Annotated in this window: 12 protein-coding genes; 6 read left to right on the plus strand and 6 right to left on the minus strand. The window is 73.9% G+C overall.

Features of this window, described 5'->3' with window-relative positions:
• The coding region (locus KUF83_RS14875) for a BTAD domain-containing putative transcriptional regulator (RefSeq protein ID WP_217455140.1) at positions 1-1257 on the minus strand (1257 nt) is incomplete at its 3' end.
• Between the two features lie 222 nt (positions 1258-1479).
• On the opposite strand from KUF83_RS14875, the gene KUF83_RS14880 reads away from it, so the two are divergent.
• The 3 genes from KUF83_RS14880 (at position 1480) to KUF83_RS14890 (ending at position 3423) form a co-directional block, all read left to right on the plus strand.
• Positions 1480-2394 (plus strand): alpha/beta fold hydrolase, encoded by a 915-nt coding sequence (locus KUF83_RS14880; protein ID WP_254643865.1) that lies wholly within the window; start codon positions 1480-1482, stop codon positions 2392-2394.
• A 47-nt stretch (positions 2395-2441) separates the two neighbouring features.
• The gene (locus KUF83_RS14885) at positions 2442-2915 is read left to right on the plus strand and encodes an SgcJ/EcaC family oxidoreductase (RefSeq protein ID WP_217455141.1); all 474 of its coding nucleotides are present in this window, start codon (positions 2442-2444) and stop codon (positions 2913-2915) included.
• Positions 2916-2997: 82 nt separating this feature from the next.
• Positions 2998-3423, plus strand: coding sequence for a luciferase family protein (locus KUF83_RS14890; RefSeq protein WP_217455142.1), 426 nt, complete (start codon positions 2998-3000; stop codon positions 3421-3423).
• Here KUF83_RS14890 and KUF83_RS14895 read toward each other — a convergent pair.
• The 3 genes from KUF83_RS14895 to KUF83_RS14905 form a co-directional block, all read right to left on the minus strand.
• Entirely contained in the window at positions 3404-4534 is a 1131-nt protein-coding gene (locus tag KUF83_RS14895; RefSeq protein WP_217455143.1) for a HoxN/HupN/NixA family nickel/cobalt transporter, read from the minus strand. The genes KUF83_RS14890 and KUF83_RS14895 overlap by 20 nt on opposite strands.
• A 138-nt stretch (positions 4535-4672) precedes the next feature.
• Positions 4673-5515 (minus strand): L,D-transpeptidase, encoded by an 843-nt coding sequence (locus KUF83_RS14900; protein ID WP_217455144.1) that lies wholly within the window; start codon positions 5513-5515, stop codon positions 4673-4675.
• Entirely contained in the window at positions 5505-6014 is a 510-nt protein-coding gene (locus KUF83_RS14905; RefSeq protein WP_217455145.1) for a SigE family RNA polymerase sigma factor, read from the minus strand. The genes KUF83_RS14900 and KUF83_RS14905 overlap by 11 nt, the downstream gene beginning before the upstream one ends.
• 192 nt (positions 6015-6206) lie before the next feature.
• On the opposite strand from KUF83_RS14905, the gene KUF83_RS14910 reads away from it, so the two are divergent.
• The 3 genes from KUF83_RS14910 to KUF83_RS14920 are packed head-to-tail and all read left to right on the plus strand — an operon-like array spanning position 6207 to position 10874.
• Positions 6207-7265 carry a sigma-70 family RNA polymerase sigma factor gene (locus tag KUF83_RS14910; RefSeq protein ID WP_217455146.1) on the plus strand — a complete coding sequence of 353 codons (1059 nt, stop codon included), beginning with the start codon at positions 6207-6209 and terminating at the stop codon, positions 7263-7265.
• Positions 7262-9037, plus strand: a complete 1776-nt coding sequence (locus KUF83_RS14915) for a transglycosylase domain-containing protein (protein ID WP_217455147.1) — start codon at positions 7262-7264, stop codon at positions 9035-9037. Before KUF83_RS14910 ends, KUF83_RS14915 begins: the two co-directional genes overlap by 4 nt.
• Positions 9027-10874: a SpoIIE family protein phosphatase gene (locus KUF83_RS14920; protein ID WP_308403001.1), complete on the plus strand. Its 1848-nt coding sequence runs from the start codon at positions 9027-9029 to the stop codon at positions 10872-10874. The genes KUF83_RS14915 and KUF83_RS14920 overlap by 11 nt, the downstream gene beginning before the upstream one ends.
• 23 nt (positions 10875-10897) lie before the next feature.
• Here the strand turns inward: KUF83_RS14920 and KUF83_RS14925 are convergent, their stop codons facing one another.
• Together KUF83_RS14925 and KUF83_RS14930 are read right to left on the minus strand one after the other, a co-directional pair.
• Positions 10898-11815 carry a TIGR03943 family protein gene (locus tag KUF83_RS14925; protein WP_308403003.1) on the minus strand — a complete coding sequence of 306 codons (918 nt, stop codon included), beginning with the start codon at positions 11813-11815 and terminating at the stop codon, positions 10898-10900.
• Positions 11812-12822, minus strand: a complete 1011-nt coding sequence (locus KUF83_RS14930) for a permease (protein ID WP_217455148.1) — start codon at positions 12820-12822, stop codon at positions 11812-11814. Before KUF83_RS14930 ends, KUF83_RS14925 begins: the two co-directional genes overlap by 4 nt.
• Positions 12823-13011 lie beyond the last annotated feature (189 nt).

The following is a 13011-nucleotide window of genomic DNA, read 5'->3' on the forward strand; positions in this document are numbered from 1 at the left end:
CCCGCGCGGCCCGCTCGCCCCGCGGGTCTCCACCGCGACGGTGGCGAGCAGGCGGCAGCGGGCCGCGTCGTGCGTACCGGCCGGCAGGGCGGCGAGAGTCCGTTCGGCGGCGGCCACGACGAGTCCGGCCGCCGCCGGATCGTCGGCGCGGGTCCAGATCGCCGGGACGTCGTACGCGCCGATCACCCGGGCGGTCAGCTCCGGGTCGGCGAACTCCTCGGCCGCGGTGACCGCGGCCGAGCGGTGCCGGCGGGCTTCCGCCAGGCCGTCGCCGCCCGTGACCGCGAGGCTCCGGATCAGGCCGACGGTGGATTCGAGGCGGGCGCGGGCGCCTCCGGCGACCGTGCGGTCGTAGGCCTTGGCGGCCTGTGTCCATAGGTCGGCCGTTGTGGGTTGTGTGTCGGGTGCGGGTGCGTGGGGGCTGGTCGCGCAGTTCCCCGCGCCCCTGGGTGGGTGGGGCTGGGCGACGTCACACGGTGGAGCCGCGTCGGGTCGTAGGTCCAGTGCCGGAGCCTGGGTGAGGATGTCCGATTCCAGGTGGCGTAGGCGGGGGCCGGGGTCCACGCCCAGTTGGCCGACCAGGACTTCTCGGGCTCGGCGGAGTACGGCGAGGGCGTCGCCCTGCCGGTGCTGGCGGTAGAGGGCCAGAGCCAGCAGGCGCCAGGCGTCCTCCCGCCAGGGATGGTCGGTGAGGTGGGCGTCGAGGTCGGGGACCGCGTCGGCCGGGCGGCCGAGGGTGAGCAGGGTCCCGGCCCGGCGTTCCACGGCCTGGAGCCGCAGTTCGGCGAGCCGGGCGCGTTCCCCGCGGGACCAGTCCTCGTCCGCGTACTCGGTGTAGGCGGGGCCCCGCCACCACCCGAGTGCCTCCTCCAGGGCCGGGAGCGCCGCCGCGGCGGGCAGGTCGGCCGCGGTGGCGATAGCCCGCTCGAAGCGCCAGGCGTCCACCGCGTCCGGCGCGGCCCGCAACGCGTACCCGGGTCCTTCGGTGACCAGCAGCCGGGCCGGTGCCCGCGGCGGACGCTCCGGTTCCAGCTCGCGCCGCAGGGCGGCCACGAAGGTCTGGACGGCCCCCACCGCACCGGGCGGCGGGTCATCCCAGAGGTCCTCCACCAGCCGGGTGACGGGGACGACGCGACGGCGGGCCACGATCAGCCGGGCCAGCACGGCCCTGTGCCGCGGCCCCTTGAGTGCGAGTTCCCGCCCGTCCCCGGCCACGGCCACCGTCGGCCCGAGCACTCCGAACGCGACCCGATCCATGCCGAACGCCGACCTCTCCGCCTGTCCCGGACCTCGTATGCCCAGGCCACGGTACTGCGCCCGGCCCGCGCCACCCGGCTGCTGACCGGCTGCTGACCGGCTGCTGATTCGCACCCGCCAGGCTCGGAGCGACACCCCACTGCCCAGGGGCGCGGGGAACCGCGCGCCCAGCCCCCACCCACCCGCAGACGACTCACCACCCGAAAGGCCCCCGTGACCCCCATGCCCAAGCCCTCCATGCCCTCCATGACCCCCGAGGCCCCCGTCATCCCGGGCTTCGCCCAGCACCGCGTCCCCGTCGCGGACGACGTCACCCTCCACGCGGCCGTCGGCGGCTCCGGCACCCCGGTCGTCCTCCTGCACGGCTTCCCGCAGACCCACCTGATGTGGCGCCACGTGGCCCCCGCGCTCGCGGCCGGGCACACCGTCATCTGCCCCGACCTGCGCGGATACGGAGCCAGTGACAAGCCCGCGGACACCGACGGGACGACGTACTCGAAACGCACGATGGCCGCCGACGTGGTCGCGCTCGCCAAGGCGCTGGGGCACGAGCGGTTCGCGCTGGTCGGCCACGACCGGGGCGCCCTCGTGGCGATCCGGGCCGGTCTCGACCACCCGGACACCGTCACCCACCTCGCCTCGCTGGACGTCCTGCCGACGCTCGACATGTGGGACGTGATGCGCGGGACGTCGGCCGCCGTCGGCTTCCACCTCTACCTCATGGCCCAACCGCCCGGTCTGCCCGAGCAGTTGATCGGGGCGAGTCCCGACGCGTTCTTCGGCCACTTCCTCGACGTGTGGACGCGCGATCCGGCCGCCGTGCCGCCCGCTGTCCGCGCCGCCTACCTGGCGGCGTGCCGCGCGGCCGTCCCCTCCATCGTCGCCGACTACCGCGCCTCCGCGGGCGTCGACGTCACGCACGACCGGGCCGACCGCGCGGCCGGCAACCGGCTGCGGATGCCGGTGGCCGTCCTCCAGCAGGACTGGGGCGCCGCCCTCGGGTTCGACGCGGCCGCCCTGTGGTCGGCGTGGGCGGCCGACCTGCGGCACACCACCGTCTCGTGCGGCCACTTCATGGCGGAGGAGGCGCCCGACGAGGTACTCAAGGCGGTGACGGACCTGCTGAACGGCGGATGAGAACACCTCTTGACCTCAAGCATCCTTGAGGTTGTTGGCTGATCCTCATGAACACAGCAACGCAGGTGAACGGGACGGGCGTCGACGCCGCGGAGGGCAACGCGAGGGGCACCGACGGGCCGGACCGGCGTGCCGACATCGAGGCCATCGAGCAGGTGGTCGCCGCGGTCGAGCACGCCCAGCGCAACGAACTGCCCGACGCGTTCGTGAGCCTCTTCCGCGAGGACGCGATCTGGACCACCGGGCACGGCAGGAGACTCGTCGGCCGGGACGAGATCTCCGAGTTCACGCACCGGGTGCTGCCCGGAGCGATGCGGGACATGACGGCCACGTACGAAGTGGTGCACGTGCTGTTCGTCCGGCCGGACGTCGCCGCCGTCAAGGTCCGCCAGCGGTACGCGACCCTCGACGGCCGGCCCGTGGAGGGCGGCCGGGAGGGCAGCCCGCTCTACGTGATGGCCCGGGAGGACGGGCGCTGGCTGCTCACCGCGTGCCAGAACACGGAAGTCACGGAGGAGTGATCGAGTAACCGGCCGTGCGGGAGGAGTAGTGGCAGGTGGCTGGGGGTGGTCCTCCAGGTGAAGCGTGAGCGAGTATGGGGTCATGACCGCGGCCCCTCGCGCCATGGCTCTCCTGGAGACCTGGCCGAACCTGGTAAGTGGCCCGCCCCGGTGCGCCGTTGGGCATGCCTTCGCTTCGGCGGGACACGAGATCGTCCACTTCCACTCCGACGACTCCGCCGACCTCTGCCTCACCTCCACGGCGGTCGAGCGCCTGCTTCCCCAACTCCTGCACGCCAGCGCCATCAGGGTCCGCCCCGGCGCGTCATGGATCACCGTGCTCCTGGACTGCGACGCCGACGTCCAGCTCCTGCTCGGCCTCGTGAGCGTCGCCCTGAAGGAGCAGGGTGTGGTCCCGCCCCGCCGCCCGTCACCGCCCTGCGACTGGGAGCGTCCGGCGGCCGTCCCCGGGCCCCGTCCGGGCGCGGCCCGCCGCGTGGTGGACCGGATCATGGCGCACGGCCACTGAGCTCCCCTCCGGCGGGCTGGGCCTGCGGCTCACGCAGGCCCGCCGTCCACCTCTCCTCGATCCGCCCGACCCGCCACACCACCAGCGCGACCACCCAGGTGGCGACGAACAGCCCCACGATGACGAACCCGACGACGTTCAGGTCGACTCCGGCCACCCGGTCCCAGAACTCCCCGTGCAGGGAGAACCGTTCGGCGAGCAGCCCGAGGAGCTCCACGGTCCCGATGAGGAGGGCGACCGCGACCGACAGCCCGGTCACGGTGAGGTTGTAGTAGACCTTGCGCACGGGCTTGGAGAAGGCCCAGCCGTACGCGAAGTTCATGAACGAGCCGTCGATCGTGTCGAGGAGCGACATGCCCGCGGCGAACAGCACCGGCAGGCACAGGATCGCGTACCACGGCAGCCCGGAGGCTGCCCCGGACCCGGCGAGCACCAGCAGCGCGACCTCGGTGGCGGTGTCGAAGCCGAGCCCGAAGAGCAGCCCCAGCGGGTACATCTGCCACGGCCTGGTGATCGACCTCGTGACCCGGCCCAGGAGCCGGTTCAGCAGACCGCGGCTGTTCAGCTGCTCCTCCAGCGCGGCCTCGTCGAAGTGTCCGTGCCGCATCTCCCGGAAGACCCTCCAGATCCCGGCGAGGACCACGAGGTTGACCGCGGCGATGAGGTACAGGAAGGCCCCGGACACGGTCGTGCCGATCAGCCCGGTGACGTCGTGCAGGCGGGAGCCGTCGTCCGTGACGGGCCCGGCGACCGCCTTCACGCCGAGCGACAGCAGGAAGGCCAGCGCGAACACGACACTGGAGTGCCCGAGCGAGAACCAGAAGCCGACCGACAGCGGCCGCTGCCCCTCGCTCATCAGCTTCCGCGTGGTGTTGTCGATCGCGGCGATGTGGTCGGCGTCGAAGGCGTGCCGCATGCCGAGCGTGTACGCGGTCACTCCGATGCCGATCCCGAAGGACTTCGTCCCGATGCTGTGGTGTTCGGGCGCCACGATCGCGACGAGCGTGAACCAGCCGATGACGTGCAGCGCCACGATGAAGGCGGCCATTCCGCCGAGCCGCACCCACTCCTCCCGGTTGAGGGAGGCACGCCAGGAGGAGCGGGTGGTCATCGGGGGTTCGCCTCACGTGCGTCCGGTGGAACTGTCCCCACCCTCACGCCGACCGGGAGCACCTGCAACTAATGCGCAGTAAAGCTCGCCCCAGGACTTGGCCCGCAACAGGTCCGCGGCAGGGAAAGTCCGCGCGCCTCAGGAGCGCGGGTCGGGGCGCGCGGTCGCCGAGGCCACCGGCGGCGCCTGGAGGGCGGGGGCCGTGGGGGACACCGTCTCCGGTGGCGCCGCGGACGCCCCGCTCCGCGCGGACGGCGTCGCCGGGGCCGAGCTCAGCACCTGCACCACCGACCCCGGCCTGAGCTCCTTGTAGAGCCACATCGCGTCGTCGGACCGCAGACCGATCGCGCCGCCGGTGATGTCGTAGCCGCCGGGTGCCTTCTCGTTCCAGCTGAGGGCGAGGAGGTAGTTCGTACGGCCGTCGGGTCCGCGCAGGGTCATCACCCAGGTCGTCTTGAGGTCGTACTCCTTGCCCTCGCCGAAGCCCGCCGTCTGGCCGGGCACCGTCGCCGTCGGGTACTTCGCGGTGACCGTCATCAGCCCTGTCGGCGTCGGCGTCCGGGCCCTCCCGGAGGAGATGGGCAGGGTCCGGCCCTCGGCGGTCAGTTCGCGCCGGGAGAGATCCACGGTGGCGGCGACCGGGGCCGCGGAGAGCTCGGGGGTGGCCGGAGGTGTACGCGCGGAGGAGGCGGCGGGCGGAGTCGACCGGGTGTCCCCACCACCGGTGAACGCCACGGTCAGGACCAGGGCCAGCGCTCCCGCCCCGGCGGCGCCCGCCGTGGCCAGCGCGGCCCGCCTGCGCCGGCGGCGGCCCACCGCCCGACGGCGGATCTCCGCCCCCGCCACGGGCACGGGTGTCTCGTGCCGCTGGGCCAACTCGTGCAGGGCGACGGTCAGTTCGGATCCGCCGGGGTCCACGGCCGGGCCCACGCCCGGGTCCTCGCCCGGGTGCCTTCGACCGGGCGTGAGTTCATCGGACACGGCCGCCCTCCCTCTCACCCAGTTCGTCGGCCTCGCCGAGCCGCCGCGCCAGCGCCGCCCGGCCACGGGACAGCCGGGCCTTGACCGTCCCCACCGGCGCACCGGTTTCGGAGGCTACCTGTTCGACACTCAAGTCGCACAGATGGTGCAGAACGACAGCCATGCGCTGCGCCTCCGGCAGCTCCCGCAACGCCCCCACCAGTACCGCCCGTTCCGGCCCCGGTCCGGCCGTGTGCTCCGGCGGCGGATTGCGGCGCACCAGTTCCAGCCAGCGCCGGGCCCGCCGCCAGCGGCTCACGGCGAGCCGCATCGCGACCGTGCGTATCCACGCCTCGGGCGCCCCCTCGGCGAGGAACTCCCGCCGCCGGTCCCAGGCACGCACGAACGCCTCCTGGACGACGTCCTGCGCCTCGCCGTGATCCCCGGTGAAGGCAAAGAGCTGCCCGGTCAGCCGGGGGAACGCGGCGGCGTAGAAGCCGTCGAACTCCTCCTCGGTCATAGCCCGCCCCGCCCTCTGCCGCTGTCGTCGCGTTCGCCGTGCAACCCGGTCGCCTCCGCCGTGCGTACAGGTCTCGTACGTCACAGACGTCGCAGAGGGCACGGAGGTTTCGGACGCCGCGTACATCGAAGCACAAGCACCACACAGGTCTGAGCCGGAGGGAGTGGCGCGCACCGGCGCGCTCGACTGACCATGGACGACGACTTCACCGCCCGTGCCGGGGCGTACTGGCCCCGGCTCACGCGTACGGCCCGTCTGCTCACGGGGAACGCCGCCGACGCGGAGAGACACGCGAGAGCGGCCCTCGCGGAGGTGTACGCACGGCGCCGGACCCCGGGCGACGACGCGGAGTTCTACGTCCGGCGGGCTCTGGTGCGTGACTTCACACGGCGGCGGCCCCGGCCGCTCGCCCGGTCCGGGCCGACACCGGAGCCGTACGTCCCCGACCCGCTCGACCCGCTCACCGAGGTGCTGGCCGCCCTTCCGCCCCGGCGGCGGGCCATCGCTGTCCTGCGGCACTGGGACGGTCTGTCCCCTCGCGAGGTCGCCGCGCTCCTCAACTCCTCGCCCGGCGCGGTCAAAGCGGTCGGACGCCGGGTGGAGAAGGCCCTGTGCGCCCATCCGGCACACGGCAGGACTCCTCACGCCGGGAGGCCGCCCGTGCCCCGGCCCGTCCCCGTCGTCGAGGTCGAGGCGGCGGGCCGCTCGCTCCGCCGCCGGCGCCGGCGCACCACGGCCCTGCTCACGTCGGCGGCGGCCCTGCTCCTCGCGCCCCTGGTCGTGGGCGCTGTACGCGGCACGGCCGGCGGGTCCGGCGACGGCACGACTCCCCCGGCCAGGACGGCGGTTCGCGTCGTCACGCCCGGCGAGCGCGTCAGTGCCGCGCCCGGTGTGCAGTTCTGGCTCACCAAGGACGGCACGCACTGGTCGACTCCCCGGCAGCCGAAGCAGTTCCGCGGCGCGGGTCAGGGCGAGGGCCCCGCCCTCACCCTCCGGTCGGCCCCCACCGCCGGGAAACGGCTGTTCCTCTCCGGCGTCCACCGGGGCACCCGTGAGGCCTCCCGCGTCGAACTCAGCACACCCGACGGCACGTTCACCGCCCGTGTCCTCACCCTCGCGGGATCACCCGGCTGGTCGGCCTGGTACGCGGACTCCCAACTCCCCGACACACAGCAGCCGTTGAAGGACGTCACCGTGAAGGCCTACGACTCCGCAGGCAAACTCCTCGCCCGGACGGACACCCCCTCATGAGCGCCCACGACCGGCTCCACGGCGTCCACTCCCGCCTCCGACGGGCCCGCCTCCGGCTGCGCCGCACCCGCGTCCGCCGTCTGCGCCGCGCCCTGGCCGCGCTGCTGGCGCTGTTCCTGTCGGCGTGCGCCGCGCTCGTCGTCGCGTACCGGATGACCGGCATCCCCGACCCGCATCCCGAGACCGTCAGCCAGAGCACGGTCTTCGTGGACACGGAGGGCGATTACCTGGGCCGCCGAGGACCGGTCGACCGCCAGGACATCCCCCTCCGGCAGGTCCCGCGGCATGTCCAGGACGCCGTGATCGCCGCCGAGAACCGCTCCTTCCGTACGGACTCCGGGGTCGCCCCGACAGCGATCCTGCGAGCCGCGCTCGCGGCGGTGACGGGCGGCGAGCGCCAGGGCGGTTCCACCATCACGCAGCAGTACGTGAAGAACGCCCTGCTGACCCCCGAGCAGTCCCTCGAGCGCAAGGCCCACGAGGCACTGATCGCCGTGAAGCTGGACCGCACGCGGTCCAAGGCCGCCATCCTGGCCGGCTACCTCAACACCGTGTACTTCGGGCGTGGCGCCGCCGGTGTCGAGTCGGCCGCACGGAACTACTTCGGCGTCGGCGCGCGGGACCTGACCGTCTCCCAGGGCGCGGCCCTCGCCTCGATCCTCAACCTGCCCTCGTACTACGAGCGGGCGGGTGCGGACGCCAAGGTGACGGGGACGCTGGAGCGCCGCTGGGCGTGGGTGCTCGACGCGATGGCGGACTCGGGCGCGATCAGCGGCCGCGAGCGGACGGCCGCCCGGTTCCCCGCCTTCCGCTTCTATCCGCCGGGCGGCACCGACGGGCAGCGGCAGTACCTGATCGACGCGGCGTCCGCCGAGGCCGCCGACCGGCTCGGCATCACGGAGGACGAGCTGGCGCGCGGCGGCTACAAGGTGCACACCACCTTCGACCTCGGCCTCCAGGACGAGACGGCGGAGCTGCTGCGCGAGCGGACGCCCGCGGACGTGAAGGGCGTCCGGCTGCACACCGCCGTCGTCGCGACCGTGCCCGGCGACGGCGCGGTCCGTGTGCTGTACGGCGGGTCCGACTACGCGCACCAGCCGTTCAACGACGCCGTCGACGGGGCGGTCGAGGCGGGCACGGTCCTCGACCCGTTCGCCTTCAAGGGCATGCGGCGCGACGGCCCGCTGGGCAGCCTCGCCGACGAGACGGCGCCCACGCCCCTGCGCCTGAACTCCGCGTACGCCACCCTTGCCGCCGGCGGCAGGCACGCGACCCCGTACACGGTCGCGAAGATCACCAGGGCGGGCCGCACGGTCCACACCGCGCGGCCGAAGACGCGTACGGCGATGCACGAGAAGGAGGCGGCGTTCATCACCGGGCTGCTGAACGAGCAGGTCGCGCCGCCGGTCGCGCCGGACAGCGCGTACGTGCCGGCCGCGACCGTGCCCGACCAGCCGGTCAGCCATTCCGCGGGCGCGGGCAGTGGGCCGGGCGCACGGACGGTGTGGCAGAGCGTGCACTCGCCGCGGCTCGCCCTCACCCTCGCCCTGTTCGCCGAACGCGGCGGAAAGCCCGCCCGGGTCGCGGGCCTCACCGGCGCGCTCCCGCCCGCCGAGTACGCGGCGCTGGGGGCGAGGGACATCTGGCAGCTGGCCGGCTCACCGGGAGGCAGGCCCCCGGAGTTGGCGGTGCCCGCGCCCGCGGTCACCCGGACAGACCCGCCCGTTGGTGGGCAGGAGGGTGCCGTGGTGCCGTGGAAGGGTGCCCGGTGACCAGGTCCAGCCCACACCGCGCGTCCTGCTGACCCAGGCGGAACTGGCGGAGCTCGCGGACGCGGTGCACCGTGCCGAAGGGGTGCGGGAACCCGCGGAGCGGCTGCTCGACGAGCTGACGCTGACCCGGCGGCTCCTCGACGGCTGCCCGGCCGGCATCGCCGTCCTCGACACCGAGCTGCGCTACCTCTACCTCAACGACGCGCTCGCCCTCCTCAACGGCGTCCCGGCCGCCGAGCACATCGGCCGCCGGCTGCGGGACGTACTGCCGGGCCTGGAGTCCTCGGAGCAGCTGCTCCGGCAGGTGCTGCGGACGGGAGTTCCGCAGGTCATCACGGTCGGCGGGCAGACCCCGGCCGATACGACGCAGGACAACCGCTGGTGGCTGGGCGCCTACCACCGGCTGTCCGCGCCGTCCGGTGAGATCCTCGGGGTGGCCGGAGTCCTCCTGGAGGTCACCGACGCGCTGCGCGGCCGCGAGGACCTCGTACGGGCGGGCAACCGCATGGCGCTGCTCGACGAGGCGAACCGCAGCACCGGCGCGACGCTCGACCTCCGCCAGGCCTGTCAGGCGCTGGCCGACCTGCTGGTACCGCGCTTCGCGGACTACGCGGCGGTGGACGTGGTGGACCCGGAGGGCACCCCCCGGGTGCCCTCCGACCGCTATCCGCTGCGCCTGCGCCGCATCGCGCTCGCCACCACCCCGGACCTTACGGAGGTGTCCTCCCCGCTCGGCCTCCTCGGCGAGTTCGTCGTGCACCGGGCCGGTTCCCCCATGGCCCACGTACTGGCCGACCGCCGGCCGCTCGTCCTCAGCCACCCCGACGACGAGGCCATGCGGCAGTTCTCACCGTCGGCCGAACGCAAGGAGCACTACCTCCGGATGGGGGCGCACTCGGGGATCTTCCTGCCCCTGACGGTCCACGAGGAACTGGTGGGCGCGGTGATGGTGTTCCGCACCGGCGAGTCCCCCCGGCTCACCGACGCGGACGTCGAGCTGCTCGTCGACCTCACCGCACGTGCCGCCACGGGCATCGCCCACGCGGTCCGCTTCACCCGCGAGCACGAGACGGCCCTGGAGATGCAGCGGGCCTTCCTGAACGCGCCCACGGTCACAGGTCCCGGTGTGGAGACCCTGGGCCGCTATCTCCCGGCGGGCTCGGGGGCGGAGGTGGGCGGCGACTGGTTCGACACGCTCGCGCTGCCGCACGGCCGGACCCTGCTGGTGGTGGGGGACGTCATGGGCCACGGGGTCCGCGCGGCGGCCGCGATGAGCGAGTACCGCTCGGTCCTGCGCACCCTGGCCATCCAGAGCAGCACCCCGGACTTCATCCTGCTCCAGGCCGAACGGACCGCGCTCACCCTGGAGCTGGACCGGGTGGCGACCTGCCTGCTGGCCCTCCTGGACCCCCGCCGGGAATGCGCCACCTTCTCCAACGCGGGCCACGTCCCCCCGCTCCTCGTCACCCCCGACGGCACCCGGACCCTGCTCAGCCTCCCGGTCGCCCCGCCCCTGGGCGTGGGCCTCGGCTCCTTCTCCGCCACCACGGTCCCCGTCCCGCCGGGCTCGGTCCTCCTCCTGTGCACCGACGGCCTGGTCGAACGCCGCGACCGCGACATCGAGACCGGCCTCGACGCCCTCGCGACCCTCCCCATCAACCCGGCCGCGCCCCTCCCCACCCTCCTCGACACGGTCATCACCCACCTGGACCCGTCCACCTCGGAGGACGACGTAGCCGTCCTCCTGGCCCGCACGGGCCCCACGAACCCGGACTCACTCCCACTGGGCTGGCTCCCCCAGGACTGGGTGAGGGGGGCGGGGTCAGCGCCGGGGTGAACCCGGTCGCCGGCCGGGACGGCCTACCGCTGCTCGTACGGGTCCGAAGGCGCCCGCGTTCTTCTCACCGATTCGGCGTCCAGGACCGGGCGGGCCGTGTCCGAGCCGGGTTCTCCCATGGGGTGCCAGGTTCCGGTGACCGTGACCCAGGTGTCGGGGGCCGGGGCGTCCGCGCCGCGGATCTCCACCTTCAGCGCCTGGGCGTCGGCGGCGCAGCAGGTGACGAGCAGCCGGGCGACGGACCAGGTGCCGTCGTCGCCGCGGGTGACGAAGCCCGTCAGCCGGACCGTGCGGCCCTTGAGGGACGCCCCCGTGTCCCACTCCGCCCGGGAGGCGAAGGCGCCGAGGGTCAGGTCGACCGGGTTGCCGGCGGGGAGCTCGGGGAAGGTGCCGGCTCCTTGCGCGGCGACCCTCGCCTCCTCGCGTTCCGCGCTGTACGAGCCGAGGGCGGGCGGGGGGAAGAGGAGGAGGGCGAGGGCGGGAGCGGTGAGGAGCCAGGCGATGCGCGGATTGCGGGCGTGGTCGTGGTCGTGGTCGTGGTCGTGGCGGTGGTCGTGGTTGTGGTTGTGGTCCTCGTCCCAGTCACGGCCGTCGTCCTGGTCACGGCCGTCGTCCCCGTCCCGGCCGTCGTTCGGGTCATGGTCCTCGTACGGGGCGTGGTCCTCGTACGGGGCGTGGCCGTCCTGCGGGGCGTCGTCCGTGGCCGGGGCGTGGGTGGTCTTCTCGTCGTGGGTGTGGGTGTGGGTGTGGGCGTGGTCGCGGGTGAGCAGGCCCACCAGGCCGAGTGCGATCAGTGCCACGCCGGAGACGACCAGGTAGGGGCGCAGCCCCTCCTTCACGTACCGCAGGTACAGCTCGCTGAAGAGCCCGATCCTGAGCAGCGCCGCTCCGCACAGGAGCAGCAGCACGCCCTGGGGGCGCAGACGTATTCGCGGGCTCACAGCAGCCACCAGCCCACCAGCACGCTGCTCGCCACGGCCACCACCCACGTCACGGACGAGAACCGCACCGCGAACGCCCGCCCGAAGGTGCCCGTCTGGAGGGCGATGAGCTTCAGGTCGACCATGGGTCCGACGACCATGAAGGCCAGCCGGGCCGTAGGGGAGAACCCGGTCAGCGAGGCCGCCACGAAGGCGTCCGCCTCGGAACACACGCACAGCACGACGGCGAGGACCGCGAGCAGCAGCACCGACAGCCAGGGCGATCCGGTGAACACGTCGAGCACGGACCGCGGTACCAGGATGTTGAACGTCGCCGCGGCGGCCGCTCCCAGGACGAGGAAGCCTCCTGCGTGCAGGAAGTCGTGCTGGAGCCCGTCCCTGAAGCCCCGCCATCCGCCGGGGGCGGCCGGTCCCCGGCCCGCGCGCCGTACGGAGGGCAGCCACTCCTCCTTGCCGAACCGCACCCACAGCCAGCCCATCACCACGGCGGTGGCGAGCGAGGCGACGAGGCGGGCGCCGACCATGGCCGGATCCCCCGGGAAGGCGATGGAGGTGGCGACGAGGACGACCGGGTTGATGGCGGGCGCGGACAGCAGGAAGGCGAGAGCGGCCGCCGGAGCGACCCCGCGCCGCATCAGGCTGTCCGCCACGGGTACGGACGCGCACTCGCAGCCCGGCAGCACGACCCCGGCCGCCCCGGCGACGGGCACGGCCAGCGCCGGGTTCTTCGGCAGTACGCGCCGGAAGACCCGCTCCGGCACGAACGCCCCGATCGCCGCCGAGACGACCGTGCCCAGCAGCAGGAAGGGGATTCCCTGTACGGCGACGGCCGTGAACACGGTCCACCAGGCGGCCATCGCGGGGGTGGCGAGGTCGAGTGCGACCATCGGGCCGAGCACGGACCCGACGGTGGCGATGGCGATCAGCGCGACGCCGCCGACCACCGCGTACACCAGGGCACGGGCCGCCACCCGGGCCCCGTCGGCCACACTCCGTCGGTTCTCCACGCGCCTTGCTTCCCGCCCGCCTCACCCGTTCGTACGTTCGGGCAGGTTATCGGGTGCTTCTGTGCGGGACCCGCGTACGGGCCAGGAGGGACCTGTGGACGGGCGCGGCGCCCCTCACGGGCAGCGCGCCCGCGGCGGGCGCGCCGAAGGGGCGCGGGGAATCGCGCGCCCGGCCCTCGACAGCTCTCG

Source organism: Streptomyces sp. BV286 (assembly GCF_019090165.1).
Taxonomy (GTDB): domain Bacteria; phylum Actinomycetota; class Actinomycetes; order Streptomycetales; family Streptomycetaceae; genus Streptomyces.